The 19,205-nt window shown below is 22.2% G+C and carries 24 protein-coding genes; 13 read left to right on the top strand and 11 right to left on the bottom strand.

Annotated features, from left to right (window positions below; translation table 4 throughout):
* Positions 1-69 precede the first annotated feature (69 nt).
* Genes EXC65_RS01595 through EXC65_RS01565 form a run of 7 tightly spaced genes read right to left on the bottom strand, consistent with a single transcriptional unit; the run spans position 70 to position 5,798 of the window.
* Positions 70-1,995 (bottom strand): transketolase-like TK C-terminal-containing protein, encoded by a 1,926-nt coding sequence (locus EXC65_RS01595; protein ID WP_232018828.1) that lies wholly within the window; start codon positions 1,993-1,995, stop codon positions 70-72.
* Positions 1,982-3,511: a PTS ascorbate transporter subunit IIC gene (locus EXC65_RS01590; protein WP_129719750.1), complete on the bottom strand. Its 1,530-nt coding sequence runs from the start codon at positions 3,509-3,511 to the stop codon at positions 1,982-1,984. The genes EXC65_RS01595 and EXC65_RS01590 overlap by 14 nt, the downstream gene beginning before the upstream one ends.
* Positions 3,512-3,518: 7 nt before the next feature.
* Positions 3,519-3,791 (bottom strand): PTS sugar transporter subunit IIB, encoded by a 273-nt coding sequence (locus tag EXC65_RS01585; protein ID WP_129719749.1) that lies wholly within the window; start codon positions 3,789-3,791, stop codon positions 3,519-3,521.
* Positions 3,781-4,230 (bottom strand): PTS sugar transporter subunit IIA, encoded by a 450-nt coding sequence (locus tag EXC65_RS01580; protein WP_129719748.1) that lies wholly within the window; start codon positions 4,228-4,230, stop codon positions 3,781-3,783. Before EXC65_RS01580 ends, EXC65_RS01585 begins: the two co-directional genes overlap by 11 nt.
* Positions 4,231-4,239: 9 nt before the next feature.
* Complete coding sequence (locus EXC65_RS01575) at positions 4,240-4,527, bottom strand: hypothetical protein (protein WP_129719747.1); 288 nt, start codon at positions 4,525-4,527, stop codon at positions 4,240-4,242.
* A complete protein-coding gene (locus tag EXC65_RS01570) occupies positions 4,505-5,167 on the bottom strand; it encodes a hypothetical protein (RefSeq protein WP_129719746.1) in 663 nt (220 codons plus the stop codon). The genes EXC65_RS01575 and EXC65_RS01570 overlap by 23 nt, the downstream gene beginning before the upstream one ends.
* Positions 5,148-5,798 (bottom strand): beta/alpha barrel domain-containing protein, encoded by a 651-nt coding sequence (locus tag EXC65_RS01565; protein ID WP_129719745.1) that lies wholly within the window; start codon positions 5,796-5,798, stop codon positions 5,148-5,150. Before EXC65_RS01565 ends, EXC65_RS01570 begins: the two co-directional genes overlap by 20 nt.
* 107 nt (positions 5,799-5,905) lie before the next feature.
* On the opposite strand from EXC65_RS01565, the gene EXC65_RS01560 reads away from it, so the two are divergent.
* Positions 5,906-6,727 carry a MurR/RpiR family transcriptional regulator gene (locus EXC65_RS01560; protein WP_129719744.1) on the top strand — a complete coding sequence of 274 codons (822 nt, stop codon included), beginning with the start codon at positions 5,906-5,908 and terminating at the stop codon, positions 6,725-6,727.
* A gap of 17 nt (positions 6,728-6,744) precedes the next feature.
* Here the strand turns inward: EXC65_RS01560 and EXC65_RS01555 are convergent, their stop codons facing one another.
* From EXC65_RS01555 to ssb, 4 genes are all read right to left on the bottom strand, one after another.
* Entirely contained in the window at positions 6,745-7,572 is an 828-nt protein-coding gene (locus EXC65_RS01555; RefSeq protein WP_129719743.1) for a deoxyribonuclease IV, read from the bottom strand.
* 165 nt (positions 7,573-7,737) lie between these two features.
* Positions 7,738-8,844, bottom strand: a complete 1,107-nt coding sequence (locus EXC65_RS01550; RefSeq protein ID WP_165001323.1) for a hypothetical protein — start codon at positions 8,842-8,844, stop codon at positions 7,738-7,740.
* The gene (locus EXC65_RS01545; protein WP_129719741.1) at positions 8,804-9,583 is read right to left on the bottom strand and encodes an Mbov_0400 family ICE element protein; all 780 of its coding nucleotides are present in this window, start codon (positions 9,581-9,583) and stop codon (positions 8,804-8,806) included. Before EXC65_RS01545 ends, EXC65_RS01550 begins: the two co-directional genes overlap by 41 nt.
* A gap of 114 nt (positions 9,584-9,697) precedes the next feature.
* Positions 9,698-10,258 (bottom strand): single-stranded DNA-binding protein, encoded by a 561-nt coding sequence (gene ssb / locus EXC65_RS01540; RefSeq protein ID WP_129719740.1) that lies wholly within the window; start codon positions 10,256-10,258, stop codon positions 9,698-9,700.
* 549 nt (positions 10,259-10,807) lie between these two features.
* Here ssb and EXC65_RS01535 point away from each other — a divergent pair.
* The 12 genes from EXC65_RS01535 (at position 10,808) to EXC65_RS01495 (ending at position 18,990) form a co-directional block, all read left to right on the top strand.
* Entirely contained in the window at positions 10,808-11,683 is an 876-nt protein-coding gene (locus EXC65_RS01535) for a hypothetical protein (RefSeq protein WP_129719739.1), read from the top strand.
* 158 nt (positions 11,684-11,841) lie between these two features.
* Positions 11,842-12,000: a hypothetical protein gene (locus EXC65_RS04445; protein ID WP_165001322.1), complete on the top strand. Its 159-nt coding sequence runs from the start codon at positions 11,842-11,844 to the stop codon at positions 11,998-12,000.
* Positions 11,987-12,238 carry a hypothetical protein gene (locus tag EXC65_RS01530; RefSeq protein WP_165001321.1) on the top strand — a complete coding sequence of 84 codons (252 nt, stop codon included), beginning with the start codon at positions 11,987-11,989 and terminating at the stop codon, positions 12,236-12,238. Before EXC65_RS04445 ends, EXC65_RS01530 begins: the two co-directional genes overlap by 14 nt.
* On the top strand, positions 12,231-12,572 hold the full coding sequence (locus EXC65_RS01525) for an Mbov_0395 family pilin-like conjugal transfer protein (protein WP_129719737.1): 342 nt from the start codon (positions 12,231-12,233) through the stop codon (positions 12,570-12,572). Before EXC65_RS01530 ends, EXC65_RS01525 begins: the two co-directional genes overlap by 8 nt.
* A gap of 27 nt (positions 12,573-12,599) precedes the next feature.
* Positions 12,600-13,886: an Mbov_0396 family ICE element transmembrane protein gene (locus EXC65_RS01520; RefSeq protein ID WP_129719736.1), complete on the top strand. Its 1,287-nt coding sequence runs from the start codon at positions 12,600-12,602 to the stop codon at positions 13,884-13,886.
* The gene (locus tag EXC65_RS01515; RefSeq protein WP_129719735.1) at positions 13,887-16,493 is read left to right on the top strand and encodes an Mbov_0397 family ICE element conjugal transfer ATPase; all 2,607 of its coding nucleotides are present in this window, start codon (positions 13,887-13,889) and stop codon (positions 16,491-16,493) included.
* Positions 16,494-16,594: 101 nt separating this feature from the next.
* Complete coding sequence (locus tag EXC65_RS01510; protein ID WP_129719734.1) at positions 16,595-16,816, top strand: hypothetical protein; 222 nt, start codon at positions 16,595-16,597, stop codon at positions 16,814-16,816.
* Positions 16,794-17,207, top strand: coding sequence for a hypothetical protein (locus EXC65_RS01505; protein ID WP_129719733.1), 414 nt, complete (start codon positions 16,794-16,796; stop codon positions 17,205-17,207). The genes EXC65_RS01510 and EXC65_RS01505 overlap by 23 nt, the downstream gene beginning before the upstream one ends.
* A gap of 244 nt (positions 17,208-17,451) precedes the next feature.
* Positions 17,452-17,682 (top strand): hypothetical protein, encoded by a 231-nt coding sequence (locus tag EXC65_RS04585; protein ID WP_232018827.1) that lies wholly within the window; start codon positions 17,452-17,454, stop codon positions 17,680-17,682.
* Positions 17,683-17,919 carry an AAA family ATPase gene (locus EXC65_RS04580; RefSeq protein ID WP_232018826.1) on the top strand — a complete coding sequence of 79 codons (237 nt, stop codon included), beginning with the start codon at positions 17,683-17,685 and terminating at the stop codon, positions 17,917-17,919. It begins immediately after the preceding gene.
* A gap of 142 nt (positions 17,920-18,061) precedes the next feature.
* The gene (locus tag EXC65_RS04575; RefSeq protein WP_232018825.1) at positions 18,062-18,265 is read left to right on the top strand and encodes a hypothetical protein; all 204 of its coding nucleotides are present in this window, start codon (positions 18,062-18,064) and stop codon (positions 18,263-18,265) included.
* Positions 18,266-18,282: 17 nt separating this feature from the next.
* Positions 18,283-18,990, top strand: coding sequence for a hypothetical protein (locus EXC65_RS01495; RefSeq protein ID WP_165001320.1), 708 nt, complete (start codon positions 18,283-18,285; stop codon positions 18,988-18,990).
* Positions 18,991-19,205: the final 215 nt, after the last annotated feature.

The raw sequence follows: 19,205 nt of genomic DNA, 5'->3' as shown, positions 1-19,205 counted from the left end.
AATTAATTATTTGTAAATTTAAAAAATTTATTATAAAATTAAACTTTTTAAATTTAAACATTTTTTATACTATTTTTTATTTAAAAAATCTAATATTTTTTCTTTTATTTTTTGCTTTTCAAACCCATTATATTTATAAACAAAATCACCAGGCGCAGAATGACCAAAATTTTTAGCAAATTGCCCTGAAAATTTGTTATAAAGTGCAAATTTATATCACATTGTATCATTGGATGCTTCAATTGCGAAAATTGGTTTTTCTTTAATTTTTAGTTTTTCAATCAAAGAAATATTTTCTAACAGCTCTTTTAGGTTTATAACAGAAACAACATTTGCTCTAATATTATGTTTTTCAAGTTCTAAAGAAATATTGTAGGCCAATTCTACTTCTGATCCAGAAGATAAAATAGTTAAATCAAAATCATTATTTTGTTTTATGAAATAACTAGAAGTATATTTTGATTGTAAATTAAATGATTTTAGTGGTTGTCTACATAGTATAATAGCAACAGGATTGTTTTTATTATTTAGCGCATAGTCAAAAGCATGTTTTAATTCAGTTTCATCAGCAACTCTTAGAACTTCAAAATCAGGTATTGATCTTAGCATTGTAAGTTGTTCAACTGGTTGATGAGTTGGGCCATCGCCGCCAACACTATATGAATCATGACTAAAGACAAAAATGTTAGGTATTTTCATTAGTGCAGCCAATCTTAGTGCTGATTTTGCATAATCGCTAAAAACTAAAAAAGTAGCTGCAATTGTTTTGATTTTACTATGTAAATAAATTCCATTATTTATTGCAACCATAGCAAATTCTCTAATTCCATATTTTATATTTTTTTCATCATCAAAACCAATTTTTGTTGCAGCTCTAAGGTCAGCAGAACCTCCAAGCAAAAATTCACTATTTTTTTGAAGAAATTTTGAAATTTCTAATGCATAATCTCTAGTTGCTTTATTTGTCAAACTAAATTTGAGATTTGATAAATCAAATGTAATTTCATCATTTAATAATTTTTGCAATTTATCATATAAAAGAGAATATTTTTCTTTATAATTTACTAATTTTTTTTGTCATTTTGTATAAAAAATATTTTTTTGTTTTAACATTTTTTCACCAAATTTATAATACTCTTTTTCATATTCAAATGGCCTTAAATTATTAATTTCTAAAGATTTTTTATATTCAATTGTTTCTTCGTGATTTAAAAAACCATGATGTCCAGAAGATAAATCTTGATGTTTTGTTTTGTAAGCAATGTGACTTGGAACCTGTATGTATACTGCTTTTTTTGTTGATTTTGCTTTTTTTATAGCTTTTATAATATTTTCAGGTTTATTGTTTTTTAAGATAATAGTCTTAAAATTATGAGCTTTAAAATAAAGTTCAAAATTTATTTTGTTTACTTCAAATGCTTTAGAATCAATTTGAACATTGTTATAGTCATGTATTAAAATTAATCTATCGAGATTGTTACTTCCTGCAAATTGAATCGCTTCTAGTGCCACACCTTCTTGAAAATCACCATCACCGCACAAAGTATAAATATGATGATTAATAATTTTTAAATCTTTTTGATTAAATTTTTGACTTAAAAATTTGTGACTATAAGCCATACCAACAGCCATAGCAACACCTTGGCCAAGCGGGCCAGTTGATGCATCAATAAAATTTAGTTTTTCAATTTCGGGATGAGATGGTGTTTTAGAGTTAAATTGTTTATGATTTTTAATGTCTTCAATTGTTAATAAACCCATAAAATGATATAAACTATATAAAGCCATTGAACCATGTCCTGCTGATAATACAAAACGATCGCGATCAATTCATTTAGGAGCTTGTTCACTAAATTTCATAGTTTTTATAATACTATAAAATGTTTCATTAGCACCCAAAGCCATTCCAATATGCCCTTGTTCTGCCTTATTAATTGCATCTAAAGCTAATGCCCTAGATGCATTTATAAATTTAATTTCTTTATTTTTTAACATTTTTATTTTTTAATTTTAAAATTGTACCATCTACTATAAAAGCAATGTAAATTGCTAATGTTAAAGCAAAGACAATGTATCTTCCTACTTTTGGAATAAGTCCAATTATTCCTGGGATGTAACCAATTAAATAGTCAGTATCTCCTCAATTTAATGAATTGATGTTTTCTATTTTATCGTTTGCACCTGCGCCTGAATTATAACTAGTTACAAGATCATTAAGAGCACTTCCATCTGTTGGTGTTCATTTTCCTAAAATAAAGAAGACAGGAACCAGTGTGATAATTAAACCACCAATAAATGGCCCTACTATAGCTCCGATAATACCACCTTTTACATTACCATAAACACCTGCTGTTGCACCTAAGAAAAAGTGTGGTACAAGTCCTGGGAGAATAACCACTGGAATAACAGAAGCAGCTCCAAGCCCAATGGTAATAGCCATACCTAACAATCCAGCGGCAAATGATGAAATAAATCCAATTAACACAGCATTTGGTGCATAAGGGAATACAACTGGACAGTCAACAGCAACTTTAGAATTTTTAATTAGTTTATCACTAATTCCTTTAAACATTGGAACAAGTTCTCCAACAAAAAGTCTAACTCCCGCAAGTACAATTTCAACACCTGCAGTAAAGGTAAATGCTTGAACAAACATTGTAATTACTCAGTTGCTTGAACTTAAGACTTTGTATGCATCTGAATTTTCAGCAATTTTATTCATTTCATACATAATACCAGCTGGTAAAAAAGCAAATAAATAAAAGATAAATACAGTAATTGATATAGAAACTAAAGTGTTTCTAAAGAAAAATAATTTTTGTGGAAATTTAATTGCTTCAGTAGATAAAATTGGTTTTTTTCTAATTTTATAAATTACTTCACCAATAAGACCACTAAGAGCATAACCAAATCCCCCTGTGTGACCAAGTGCAATCTCATCAGTTCCTACAATTTGTTTTGTGTATCTTTGAGCTGATGCTGGACTTAGCACCATATAAATTGCCATGATTATGGCACCTGAGATTAAGCTAAATGCAAAATCACCAGCATTATTTTCAAAATCAAAGCCAATTACATACATTACAATTGCTAGCATAAGTGATGTGTAATATAAAACATGACCTGATAAATAAACATATTTAAATCTAGAAAATAAAGCTAAAGCTATATTTAAAATCATACCTAAAAGCATAATTAAACTACCAAGCGTAGCAATTAATGGTAGTGCTTTGGAAACAGCACCTGCAAAACCATCATTATTTGGTATGACTCCGTTTAATTTATAAACTTCTTTGAAAACAGGTTGAAACTTTTCAAGTGAACCAACTAATACACCTGCTCCTCCACCTAAAATTAAAAATCCTACTATAACTTTAAAAGTACTAATAATAACTTGTGATGTTTTTTTTCTTAAAGTAATAGCACCAATCATAGTAAAAATTCCAACTAACAAGGCAGGAGTTCCAACAAATGTTTTAATAAAGTCTAATAATCAAAGACCAAAATTCATTTTTCTCCTATATTTTTAATTTTTCTCGTATTTTTTTTTCTAATTCATCTTTTGATAAAATATTAATCAAAATAACCATTTTATCTTGATCAAAATCCAGTGTTGGCGCAACATCAGCACCTACCACAACAAAATCAGCTTCATTTTTGTTAAATGAAGAAATATTTGTATGTTCCACAGAATCATAAGGAATATTTAATTTGTCAAGAACCATTTTAACATTCATCTCTAAAAGTAAAGATGAACCCAAACCTGATCCACATACACATTTAATTCTCATTTTCTTTTTCCTTTATAAGTTGTAAAAATTCTTCTAATGAATTAACACTAAAAGCTTTGTTTTTAAAATTTTCATCCATAAATCATTGACCAAATTGTTGGATTAAAGATATATGTTGTAAATTGTTTGGTGCTGAAAGAGTTAAAATAATTTTTGCACATTTATCATCTTGATTATTAAAGCAAACTTCATCTTTTAAAATTAATGTTGATATAGCGGCTTGTTTTGCATAAACACCAGCAGGAGCATGCAAAAGGGCTAGACCTCTTTCTAAAACATAGTAAGCACCATATTTTTTAGTAACTTCGAAAATTTTTTCTTTTAGTTCTCATGTTGCTTTGTTGTTATCAACAAGTAATTTTACACCTTCATGAATAACTTGTTTTCAATCAAGTTTTTCATCAATATATTTCATCATTTTAAAGTCAAATAATTTCATTTTACCCTTCTATCTAAAAGCCAAAATCATAAAAATGACAAAAACCATTAAAAGTAAAAAAATAAAAACAAAAAATATAATTCAACCAGGTATTGTAGATTTAATTTGTTTTACTTCTTTTGGAACAGGTAGTGATTTAATATAAAAAAAACTATTAGGATTTTTGTTAATAAAAGCTTGTTTTTCTTCCAATTCTTTTAAAAGATTTTTTAATTCTTCTAAACTTAAATTTTCAATTTGGTTTTTTTCATAATTGTAAATTTTAGTTATTTTATTAATTATTTCTTGTTTTTCCATTATTATTTTTTTTGTTTTTAAAAATATTATTATTAATAAAAATCTTTTTAATATTGTTTAAATTTAAAGTTTTACTATTAGAGTTTTTTAATTTTTGTTTTAATTCAGATGGTTTAACTATTTTGAAGTCCGAGTTATTTGTAATTTGAATTAAATCAATGCTTTCATCAACTAAAATTAAAATTTCATAATTAGTATTTTTGAATTTTCAATCAAGTCATTTTTTTTGATCATAAAGTCAAAAAGTTTCTCAATTAGATACTTTTTTTCTTTTTGTATCATCAATAAATAAACCATTTTTTTCAATAACTAATTTATGATTTTTAATGTTTGTTATCATGTTGCTTAATAAATAAATACAGTTATTAGTTATTAAAATTTGTCCAAAAATACTATATTTTTTATCACTAAATTTATTTTTTACTAAAATATTAACTAAAAATTCTGTTTGAGTATTATTTTGTATTTGGTAAATTTCATTAATTGTTTTTTTATCAAAAAATCCTAAGTTTTCTAAATTTGATGTTTTATTCTTTTTGACATAATAATCATAAATTCTTCAAATAATAGTTCCGATTAAAATTAAGACTAAAATAGAACCGCAAATTATCACTGAGATATTAAGTATTGTTAATTTCATTATTTCATCAATCAAAAAATTTTTTTATATTTTCAAATGTAAAAATTATTGAGCCTCCAACACTTACATCAATTAAATGTTTTTTAAATAAATATGCATTTTCTTTCCTTAGTCCACCATCAGAATAAATTTTAATATTTGGATTTATTTTTTTTATATCATAAACTTTAGAAAATAAATCAGGATTTAATTTTTCACCTGTGCCACCTATTTTATTAATTGTCATTAACAAAATAACTTTTGTTTTTTTAATAATTTCTTTGTAATCATTAATGTCATCATTAGATTTGATCATAATTCCAAAAAAAATGTTTGGATGTTTTTTTAAAATTTTAAAAAAATTAAACCTACTTATTTTTTCAATTGGTAAAAAAATTGTTTTAAATCCAATTTCAATTAAGCGGTTTAAATGTTTAAGCGGGTTATTGACCATTAAATGAGCATCAAAATTAACTTTTGGAAATTTTTCAATTAAGTATTTAGCGGTTTCAAAATTAATCCCAAAATTTTTAACAAAATGTCCATCCATTATATCTACATGAATGTATTTAAGTTTGTTTTTAACTAGTTTGTTTAAAATTTTATTTAGCATTAATAAATTAACAGCACATATACTTTGTGAATATTCCATAACCCCTCATTTTAATGTTTACCCATTAAAATTATCTTTTTTTTTTTTTTGTATTAGTATATAGTTATTTATTTACAATTTTTTAAAAAATTATGTAAAATTTTTACATGTATCTTTTTTTAAACAAAAAAAAATCATTTACTAAAACTGAAGTAGAAATTTTAGATTTTATCAATTCATGAGAAAATAAAGATTTTGATTTAACTATTCAAGAATTATCTAAAAAATTATTTGTTTCCACCGCAACAATTTCGCGTTTTGCTAAAAAAATGAATTTTAAGACATACAAAGAACTTGTTTTTTTTGTTAATAAAAGAATTGCTCAAATTAACATAATTTATAATAAAAAAAACAATTTTATAGATAAAGAATTTTCTGATTTATTTATTTCTCAAAAACTTGTAATTGACAGCTTTATTAAAGAAAAAAATTTCGCAAATATAAAAGATGCTGCAAATCTTATTGATAAAGCAGAAAAAATTTTATTATTGGGTTTAGGAACTAGTGGTTTAATATTGCAAGAATTTTATTCAAATATTAGAAAAATTGGAAAAAATGTTATTTTTGACCAAAATTTCCATATTTTGTTACCTTTGGTGGGAACACTTTCAGAAAATGATGTAATTCTTTGCTTGACAAAAGATTTTGAAAATAAAGAAGTTATTTTCACTTTAGAAAAAGCTAAAAAATTAAACATTAAAATTATTATTATTGTTTCAGATTCCAAAAAAACATTTAATTTTGGTAATGTAAAAATTTCATATACTAAAATTCAAAATAAAAATAAATTATTCCCAGCCTCATCAAAAGTTATAGGTTTAATTATTTTAGATTTTTTATTTAATTTTCTTTTGTCTTTGAATCAAAAATACAGAAAAAATTTAAAAAAAGGTTATGAAATTTTAGATGAATGAATATTAAAAAAATAAACATTTTTAAAAAATGTTTATTTTTTTAATAAATACTCTATTTCTTTTTTATAAATAGGTTTGTTATCTTTTCAAGGAGTTTCGAGAATAATAGGGATATTATCAAAAAGTTTATCATGAACCAATTGTTTTAAAATTTCTTTTTTTATAAATCCTTCTCCAATATTTGCATGACGATCTTTATGAGAATTTAAATCATTTTTGGAATCATTTAAATGTATAACTTTAAGATATTTTAAAATATTTTTTTCTTTTAAAATATTGATAAAATCATCATATTTATTTATGTTATAACCTGCATCTCAAACGTGACATGTATCTAAACAAATTCCTTTCCTGTCGCTTTTTATATTTTCCATAATATAAATTAATTCATCGAAGTTTGTTCCCACTTCACTTCCTTTGCCAGACATTGTTTCAATAATGATTTCAACATTTTTTGTTTTTTCTAAAATTTCATTAACTACATTTATTACTTCGTTAATAGAAATTTTTCTATTAAAAATTGTGTGTGAACCAGGATGTAAAACTAAATATTTCAAACCTAAGTAATTCATTCTTTCGATTTCTTCAATTAGAAATTGTTTTGCAAATTTTGATTTTTCAGGATTTGCAGGATTTACAATATATGGAGCATGGACTACAATATCTTCCTGTTTAATTTTATCTTTGAATTTTTCTAAATATTCAAACAACATAAATTGATCAACATTTGCTCTTTTGGTTGTTTGTGGTGCTCCTAAATAAATCATTGCACAATTTGCATTATTATTCAATGATTCTTCAATGGCTCCATAAAGATATTTTGGTTTCTTAAAAGAAACATGTGAACCTAATTTAATCATAATAAAAATTATACATTTTTTTAATTTTTTTAAAGTAATAAATAAGTGAATTGATTAAGAAAAATATTGGTACAACTAAAACAAAGCTTTGATACATAAAAATAAATAAAAAAACTAACAACAAGATTTACATCTTAATTTGTTAGCATATAAAAATAATGTTTTTTAATAAATTCTTCAACTATATTTAATAGAGTTTTTACGTTCTCATTCTTCATAAAAAGCATCTATTTCTGAAGTAGTGTAATTAGTTTTAATTGTGGTATTGATTAAAGGATAAAAGTATTTAGTGATGTGTTTGTTGTATTGTCACTGAGTTAAAGGATTATTTGTTTCTAAACCAAGTTTAATTTGGAGTGGAGCTATTTCTTTGTTATATCAATTGATTAATTCTATGTAAAGTTTTTTGTAAAAAGGACTAAAATTTGAAAAAACATATTGCTCATTATATGAATAATGATTGATAGGTTCTATATATGCTGAGACACTTTGGTTTAGTTGTTGAAAAATATTTTCTAGATTCTTATTATTTTTTAATTTTTCAAGTATATCATCTCTATAACTGCCTCTTATTTCTTCATAAAATATTATTTTTAATTTAATATAATTTCTAATAATAGAAAAAATGATAGGACTAGTTTTTCAATATAATGCACGATCAGCATAAATTGATAATCATCGTCGACTTTTATCGTTTTCATCTAAAATAGTAGAAAGATAACCATCATTAAAAAGTCTGTTTTCATCAGATATTAATTGAAATACATATTTTGTATCTTTTTCAAGACCGTTTTTAGAGATTTTATCTAAGTCTGAATCTATTTTTTCAAAAATGGTGTTTGTTTTTTTATCTGAAATTTCATATCCTATTTTATCTAATGCTTTTTTATAAATTTCAACTATTTTAGAAATTCTTTCTTCTTTAGATAATGTTGGATTATTTTTATTAACAATATTTTCTAATTCTTTTGCCCATTCCCAATTTTTCTCTAATGTTTCATATACATAAAAATCAGGAATTGGCATTTCTTCAGTTAAATATTGATTTTGAACTTTAGCAGTAGGAGTTTTTGGTTCTGGAGTAACAGAAGATGGCGGACTAGAAGGTGGAGTGTTTTCAATATCTTCAGAACTTTTATTTGGTTCTTTAAGTAAACCTTTTCAACACGAACTAGATAATGAAACAAAAACAGTGGGTATTACTAATAAATTACAAAATAAAAAAAATTTTTTAACGTGTGAAATCATCACCTTCTTTTTCAAATTCTTCATTTTTTTCATCTCCTATGTTTTGTAATCTTTTTTGCTCTATTTTTTCTTGCTCTAATTTTTGCACATATTCTCATTCCCATAAAATATCTGAAAATTCTTCTCGTACACCATTTTTAAGGTTTCTTAACTCAATTAATGTTTCTTCAATTAAATTTTTTTTGTTTAAAATGTTAGCCATGAATTTTTTCTTATCTTTCCTGGAACTTTTAAAGTAATCTTGATCTAAAAAATATTCATGACTATATTTTAACTCACCAACAAAAGCATTTGTTTTGTTATTTAGTTTAACATCCATAAATGAAACATATGGTGGCTCTTGCGTTAAGTTTTTAAGAACACTTCTATAAATTTTGTCTATTTGATATTTTGTTAAATCATTTGTACTAGCAAAAATAACATTTTTTCTATCTACTATATTGTTTAATTCTTCTTTTTTAATTGAATAAATTTGCGTTGTATCAACATAAGAATCATTTGTTAATAATCCTATTGTAGCTTTTTCTAAAAAAATTTCACCCTTTTTAGCTATTTTTATATTCCCATTTTCATCATGTGCACTTCTAGCTTTAATATAATAATATTTTTCTATAATTTTCCCATCTTCAGTAATTTCTGCATATTCATCTCTAAATATAACAATAGGTCTATGTTTGATTGGTCCTTCAAAACGATCAAAAGTAATTTCATATTTAGTATTTTTTGTAAACATTGGTTTCATTTTAGGTAAATTTGTACTCATTTTTTAACTCCTATAATTTATTTTAATAAATTATACCACAATTTATTTAAAACATTGTTTTGTATGCTATTTTTTTATTTTTTATACCTCCTTGTTTGTTAATGTTTTTAGATTTTATTTATTATTTTTAAATATTCCATCAACATCATAATTAAATGTTTTATAAGTATTTTCATTGATGTCTTTTGGATATTTTGTTCCAAATAAATGTTCAATACTACTTTTATTTGTTTCTTCTTTTTTAGGTTCAGAATTTGTTTCTTCAATTGGATCTTCATTTTTTTCTATTAATTCTTCATTTGTAGTTCAATCACAATAAGTAGTATTTGAATTATTCTTATTTTTTCTATTTTCAATTTGTTCTTTTGTTTCTAAAAGTTCAATTGCTTTAGCTTGAAGCATAAATGAAAAAGTTTTTTTATTTTTAATAACTTCTTCTACAACATTTAAATTTGCTTCAAGAAAAATTTTCACTCCTTTCATTGCATATTTATTTAATATTTCTGCTGTTTTATTTCAAGCAACAAAAGGTATAAAATCGGTAATTTCATTACCTTCATTTGACTTATAATTTCTTCTTACAGCAAGTGTTATTCAAGTGTAATAATTATTATTTGCACTTGTCATTAACTTAAAATCATTGGCAATTCTGCCGGCTAAAAAAACTTTGTTCATATATCTCCCTATATATATAGTTATTAAATAAGAAAAAATAGGTCTTTTTTATGCTAATTTTTTCTTATTTTTATTTTGTAATTTCTCATTGATTAGATAATTTTTTTTCATATTCTAATTTATGTTTTTTTTGTTTAAATTTATTTTTCTTTCTAATTCATTTTTAATTAATTGTTGTGTCATGTAGCAGCATAATCTTTCTTATCAATATTTAATTCTTCAATTAAATTTTGATAATAACAATTATTGATTTTAAAATCTTTTAAATTGGTTTTTAATTCTTAAAATGGATTTTCATAATTAGCAACCATATTTAGATATGTTTCGATATTTTGTGAATTTAATTTTGTGGATTTTGAAATTAAAATGTAAATATAAAAAATGAAAATAACATTATAAATTTCAAAAAAAATAAAATAAAAAACCAGCACAACTAATTAAATATTATTAAAGCTTTAGTAGTACTAATTTAAAAGAGAATAAATAAATTTGTGGTCTAGCCTAACAGCTAGATTTTTTTTACTCATTTTTTAATGAAGAAAGGAAGAAATGGATTTTAAAAACATAAAAGATTTTAAAAAACATAAGCCAAATAAAATGCTTAATGAAAATATATTAAGTATCTTTTTTGAAAAGTACATTTTTAATAATCTTCCAGAAAATGAAATAAAAAAAATCAAATTTTTTGAAACTATTAATTTAAATTTTAAAATTTTAGAAAAATTAAAAACAAAAAAATTAGCTTTACAAATTTTTATTTTATTATCATTTTTATTAAAATATGAGAAAACAAAAACTATAAGTTTAAAAATAGTTTTTAATAATTTTTTAATTGGTAGATTTCAAAAAAGAAAACAATGAAATAAAAAAGTTGTTGAAACTGGACAAGTTGATATTGATGTAAAAGAATTTAAGAACTCTAAATCATCTTTCTACAAAGCTATTAACGATTTAAAAGATGTTAAAGTTTTGACAATAAAAAATAAAACTATTAAATTAAATGCTAAAAAAATGACTAAAAACAAAATAGAGTTTCACAATAAATTTATTTGAGATTTTTATGGTCTTATTAATGCTAAACAATTATTTATATTTTTAAATGGTTATAAAGTTATAGAAAAAAACAAATTTCAAAGTGATAAATTTAAAATTTTTAAAAAACCTATTTTAATAAAAAAACAAAATTCTAGTTTATCTCTGCTTCATGCTTTCAAAAATAAAATTATTAAAATTAAATGATGAAAAATGCTAAATAAAGTACAATATTTTAAAAATTTTGCAAGAGTTCTAAAACAAGTGAATTGAATGTTTTTTTATTTAAATAGTAAAATATATCACTTGAAAAAATTGGATAAAAATAAATGGAAAACTGAGCATTTTATAAAAGTATCTAAATGATTTATAACCAATGAAGTAATTCTATAATATTTTATAGCAAAAATGGTTTGCTAATTTTTAGCACACAATTTCTATGTTTAATTTTTAGTCCAAAAAGTGATGCATTTAAATACTTAATTATTTATATTAAATAATTAATTAATAAATAAATAATAAATATATTAAATAACAAAAGAGGAGGTGAAGTGATTGTATTAGACATAATTACTTTAACAATTATTATTATATGTTTAGTTGGAGCTGTTTTTTCAACATTGTTGTGGCTAGCTTATAAAAAGCAATGAATTAAAAAAATTAAAGAAAGAAAGGAAAATAAAACTATTGATTTGAATGAAAATGAATAATATAACTACAATAGAAAACAAAGAATTAATTGATTTTGTTAATTTTTATTATAAGCAAACAGTATTAGCAAATTTAACATCAATATTTATCGCAATAATTTTTGCTCTTGTTATTGGATTTGTTATTTGTATGTTTACAAATAGAAGTAAAAAAATAACACAATGTCCTAATATTCTAGAAAAAACAAAAATTAAAAAAAATAAACCAACAAAAACAAAGGAAATATTAGATGAATAATTTTAATTTTTTACAAAAAATTATTTATTTAAATAATGAAAATAGTCAAGCAGTTGACACTTTTACAAAAGGTTTACAAACAGCGGTAAAACCTATTGAAACAGTTTTTTTACAAATAGTAAGTGTTTGTTTATCTATTATTTGTTTAATGTTAATGGGAGCTATAATTTATTATTTGATCAAAGTCGCTTTTTCAGATAATAAAAGAAGTGAAAATTTAAAACATTTAAAATTTATTGTATTAGCATTTTTAGCTATATTTGCAGTTTTGCTTGTTGGTTGACCACTTATAAAACAATTTTCAGAAACTGTTCAATCAGGAGTAAAAATCTAAAATTAAAAACGAGTTATATAAATAAAAATGTTTAATTGATTATTTAATTTAATAGCAAAAATTATAAATGCAATAATAAGTCCTATAGCTTTTATATTTTTTTCAGTTATTTCTATTATTTCTGTCGCTATTCCTTATACGTTTTTAAGAATTTTAGAAATGCTTTTGAATTTTTTTAATTTTAATATTTTCATAAGAATTTTTTTTGAAAATAAAAAAATTGAAGCTAACAATATAAATAAACTTTTTTGAGTTATTTTTTCATTTGCTGCGATTATGTTTTTTGTAATTTTTATTATTTCTATTATTGTTGCAGCTATAAAACTTAAAAATAAAAAACCTGAAGATATACAAAAAGTTTTAAAAAAATCTATTATGAGTTTTTTTATGGTTTTTTCTTTACCTTTTGTAATAGTATTTTTCACTTATTTTACAAATAATTTAATTCAAATAATAAATGATGCACTATTTTCTAAATCAAATGACGCAGTAATAAGCACTATTTTCAAAGAGTTCAAACCTACAAAATTTAATAAAAATGAATGAATTAATTATGTTGATAGTTGATTTTGAGAATCAGCAGCAATTAGCTCATCTTACGAAGGATTAGCGTGGGGAGAAGGATTAGCATTAACTAGTTTATTACTTATTGTGATTATAATAATTGCTTGAATGTTTGCATTGCTTATTTTGCAATCTATTTCAAAAATTTTTATGCTTTTTGTATTGATTATAGTGTCACCTTACCCTATTATTAAATCGATGAAAGATGATGGCAAAGCTTTATCAAATTATTGAAGCCAACTCAAAACATGTTTATTATACTTTTTTGCTCAAAAAGCAGTTATATTTTTACTAATGGTTTTTTTAATGTTATCAACTAATTTCAAACTTGACTGATTTTCAAACAATTTAAATGTATCTAGTCAAGTTGCAAATCAAGTAGACTTTTATTTGAATTATATTATTAGAGTGTTTTTTATTTTGGCTTCTGTTTTAACAATAATGGGTATTATGAAAAAATTAGGCATAGAAATCAATCCTAAAAAAATGTTTAGAACTGAAGTGGAAAATTGAAAACAAATTTCAAGTAAAAACGTTTCATTGCCAAGTTACAATTCATTATTTACAACGAAAAATTTACAAAGTCAAAAAGCATTTACAGGTTTAGCCTCAAGTGCTACTGAAACAATAAACCAACCATGAGTTTCAACAGCATTAAAAACATTTAATCCATCAAATGAAATTAAATCAAATAATATTAAAAACTTTTTACCAGAGAAAACAATATCAAAATTAAAGGAAAAAAAATAAATGAAATTTCAATCAAAAAAATTAAAAAAACATTCAAAAGTAATAATTTGAAAAAAGTTTACTATTAGCGATTTTGTTTTAGGTTTTATTGCTATTGTAATTGCTTTTATTTTTTCAAAGTTTGTTTTTGCTTATAATCAAACACAGTTAATTCAATTTATAGTAATGGTACCATTAACATTATTACAATGAGTATTATTGCTATCAAATAATGGTGTTAAATTATATGTATATTTATATAGATTTTTAAGATTTTTAGTTTCTAAAAAAAAATTTACAAACAAAAATAACAAAAAAAATGATATTGATTTTTTAATACCTTATGGAAATATAGAAAAAGAATATATTTGAAATAAAGATAAAACTATTGTTTTTGGTGCTTTGAGAGTTTATGGCAAAGATATAGCTTTAAGTTCTAGAGAAAATCAACAAGTATTTATTAACTCATTAACAGAATTTTTTAATAGAATTTCAAATAAAATCACAATTGTTAAGTTACCAAAAAAAATTAATTTAAACAAAAACATTGATGCAATAAAAAAAAATTTTACATTAGACAAAAATAGTGAGTATCATGAACAATGATTAGATGAAATGATCAAAAAAAATAAAAATAATATTGAAGATTCATATTACGTTATTGTTTATGCGAAAAATATTTCTGAATTAAGTATTGAAATTGACAAACTAAAAAATGAGCTTTTTAATTGTCAAATTTACAATAAAAAATTAAATTATTTGGAACTTGTTAAGTTATTAAATGAAATTTATATATATGATGAAAATTTTAGTTTCAATTCAGCAACTGACAAAATTCTTAAAATAAAAAATGCTAAATTTAAATCCAAGTATTTTTTGTTAGATGATACTTATTATTCAACACAAACAATTAAAGAATTTCCAACATTATTAAAACAAAATTGAGTCCAAGATTGCTTTAATTCACTTAGTGTTGTAATTTGACATCTTAAGGCAATTGATAAATCTAATTTATATAAAAAATTAAGTAAAACTGAAACTAATGCTGAATTTAATTTAAAAAATGAAAAAGATCGTTTTGAAAGTAGAAAAAAACGTAATGAATTTGAAGCATTAGAAAATTTAGCAAATATAGCTGCTTATGATAATGAAAATATTTTAGGTTCAACATTAATTTTTTTAAATAAATCTATAGATTTAAAAAATTTAAAAGATATTCAAAAACTTAACAAATTAAATTTACAAAAATGAAATGCTAAAATTGATGATTTAACTTTTAGACAATTTGAAGGTTTTGCAAATTCTTTATTTAGAGAAAAAGATACTTTAAACGAAGAGCAAGAACAAATTGCATCTAACATTTCATTTGCTTGACCTTTTATTTACGAAAGTTTTAATGATAATACTTTTCCAATAACAGGTTTAAACAAAAATAATAATTCATTAGTGTTTTTTGACCCTAGAATTAAAACTGAGCAAAGAACAAATAATAATATGTTCATTTTAGGAGAACCAGGAAAAGGTAAAACAACTTTTAGTAAAAAAATAATGTTAGCTAATTATGCAAAAGAAGATCAAATAATAATTATCGATCCCCAAAATGAGTTTGTTGATTTTGTAGAAAAATTAAATGGGCAAATTGTTGATTTGGGTGTTGGTGATAATGTAAAAATTAACCCTTTACAGATAAGAGAAAACTTTAATCCTTCATTAAAAACAAAAACAATTAAACAAAAAAACATTGAACTATTACAAGCTCATGAAAGTTTTATCAGACAATGATTTCAAATTTTGTATCCTCACTTTGATAAAAATGACATTATTTTCATTATAAAAGCCTTGCATAATATTTATAAAAATTATTTTTTCGAAAATATAGATGTTGATATTTCTAAGCTTAAAAATAATGAATACCCAATTATTGATGAATTAATTTTAGAAATGAAAAATTTAGCTAATAATGAAAAATTAGAAAGTGAAAAAATAAAATTCAAAAAAATTATTGACACTTTGGAATTAGATTTTGTTTTTGGTAGATATAAAAATAAATTTAATTCTTTTTCAAATTTAAAGTTAGATAATAAAATAATTTGTTTTAATGTTTCTTCATTAATGTATCAAGAAAAAGAAGTGTTTAATTCAATGTTTTACTTAATTATTTCATATTTACAAGGTAAGGTATCAAATCGATTGAACAAAACAAATAAAATCTGATTTTTTTTTGATGAAGTACATAAATTTATTGATGAAGATAACATGTCAACACTTAACTTTATTTATTCAACAGTTAAAGAAGGTAGAAAATTTAATGTTGGAACGGTTTTGACCACACAACAACCTCAAGACTTTTTAAAAAGCCCTAAAATCGAAAAAATGGGTCAAGCAATTATTGCTAGTTGTCAATATGGAGCTATTTTCGGTCTCAAATCTGAATCAATAAAATATGTAAATAATTTATTTGAAAATATTGGAGGTTTAACTGAATTTGAAAAAAGCCAAATTAATATTGCAAATATTGGTGAAGCATTAATTATTATTAGTCCTATACAAAGATTGCTATTAAAAATTAATTACAATGACATTGAAAAAGAATTATTTTTTGTTAAAAATCAAATGATTAGTAGTTAATAAAACATTATGTATTTATTAATTACATAGTAAGTACTTATTAAATACATAGTAATTATTTATTACTTAATTAAAAAGTAATTTGAAAAAAAATAATAAATATGAAATATGAATACAAATTAAAACAACAAATTTTTAAAGAATTAAAAAAACTAGAAAGAGAAATTGAAGAAATTGAAAATAGCAAAATATTAGAATATTATTCAACTAATTACATTGATTTACACACAAGCACTAAAAAAATAATAAATTGATATAAAAAAATGTTAAAAATTTTTAAAAAACTTTTAGGAGAAATTAATGAAAAAAGAAAAAGTAAATAAAAATATAAACTATATTAAAAACACAATAGAAAAAAACAAAAATATCAGCATTTATTCTTTAGATAACGATAAAAATGCTCAATTTATTAAACAAATAGCATTAAATTATTTAACTAATTATGATGAATATCATTTTATGCAATGAATTGTTGAAATACAAGATACATCAACAAAATTAATAAATTTACTTGAAGATTATCACGAGACAAGAAACAATGTTGAATTAAGTCTTGATAAATTAAAGTATTTTCAAGAGATAGATGTTCACATAAAAGATTTAAACTATTTTAATGATAGAATTCGCAATATTTTTAATGAACCTATTAAAAATATTGATGTTTTAAATGATGAAGAATTTTTAGAACACTTAGCAAAAAACTTAAAAAAATAATAGTTAAACTAAGTATTTGATTGGTATTTATTTAATTAATAAAACAAACAAATGAAAAAAGAAGACATACTTAATTTATAAAATATCATGTTGAAAATAATGATTATAATTTTAAAATTCAAGCATCAGAAATAGCACAAAATTTTACAAGATAGGTGATGAAGAATTAGCTAAATATATTTTAGGATTAATTTCTTATGCAGGAAATAACAAACCAAAAACTAATATTATTGAAAATGATTTTTTGCATAAAGTTCATTTAACAAATAGTTCCTTATTTTTACCAACAACCATTTTAGATGATATAAAAGGTATAATCAATGCTATAAAACATAATGTAGGTGTAAATAAATTTTTATTTTATGGTCAACCAGGAACTGGAAAAACAGAAAGCGCAAAACAAATAACAAAACTTTTAGACAAAGGGCTTTGAATTGTAGATACTAATTCATTAATTGACAGTCATTTAGGTTAGATGTCTAAAAATATTAAAAAATTATTTAATGATATTAATAATATTTTAAATCCAAAAGATTTAATTATTTTATTAGATGAATTAGATTCAATCGCTTTAGACCGAATTAATTCACAAGATACACGTGAAATGGGGCGTGTTACAACAACAATTTTACAATCACTAGATGATTTAGATGAAAATATGGTTTTAATAGCTACAACTAATTTGTTTAAAATTTTGATAAAGCAGTTTTAAGAAGTTTTAATTTCAAAATTAATTTTGATAAATATAGTCAAGATGATTTATTGCAAATATCAGAAATTATTTTAGACAATTTATTAAAAAAATTCCCAAATCTTAAAAAAATGTAAAAATTTTCAAAAAAATTATAAAAAATATGGATGAAATACCTTTGCCAGGTGATTTATATAATTTAATTCAAACTTCACTAGCTTTTAGTGATCCTATAAAAAAATATGATTATTTAAAAATTTTATTAAAAAATAGTTTAAAAAATAATGTAATTATTAATGAAAATTTATTAAAACAAATGAATTTTACAAAAAATGAAATTGAAATACTAAAAAATAAAAAATTATAAAAAAAGGAGATAAAAAAATGGGAGCAATGAATTTTTCAAAAAAACAATTATCTATTGCTGTTGGTTACATTATTGAAAATTTTATTGAAATAGATAATTTAAGTGAAAAGCAATTAACAAAATTATATGAAGACTATGCAATAACATATGATTGATATAAAACAGGAGAAAAATGTAAATTAACTTTACATGATTTTATAAATGAATCTTTGGATGGTTTATCAGAAAACATAAAAATTATTAATTCTAACATCAAAAAAATTTTAGATTATAGTTATAAATCGCAAAATGAATACTTAGAGGAATTACAAGATGAAACAATTTTAGAAATTGATAATGAAATTGGTTATCACGAAGGTCAGCAATGATATTTATTTAGTAGTCATGCATATAATGAAAAGCAGTTTAAAAATATTATTGTTGATGATTTTTCAAAACCTAAAACCAAAAAAGATAAATTTGAATTCGAAGAAGCACAACTTATTTTAAATCAATCATATCATTATGCTAAATATGAATTATTAAAAACTGCTAATTTATTTAATTTAAAAGAAATTAATATACCTTCTACTTATCAATTGGAATTAAAAACAATAAAGCAAAACAAGATTAAAAAAGCAGAAGAAGAATATTTAAATTGTATACAAAAACTTCAAAATTTTTATGTTAAAAATAACAAAAAATGAGAAGTATATAACCCATTAGAACAAAATGATGAAACATAAAGATAATTGCAAAATATTTACACCCAAAAAATATGTAAATAAAAACTCAATTTATAAAAATAAATAAAAAAAACAAAATACAAACAAATATATTTTAAAAAAAATGAAAACTATTTCAAATAATTAAAATTACATTTTAAATTAATTACTTTGCAATTATTGACAATCACTTAATTAATTACTATTATTAATTAGTTAAACATAATAAAAAAAAT

Source organism: Mesomycoplasma neurolyticum, from assembly GCF_900660485.1.
Classification (GTDB): Bacteria; Bacillota_I; Bacilli_A; order Mycoplasmatales; family Metamycoplasmataceae; genus Mesomycoplasma_A; species Mesomycoplasma_A neurolyticum.
Note: the sequence above shows the minus strand (reverse complement) of the source record. Positions and strands in the feature narration are given on the sequence as shown.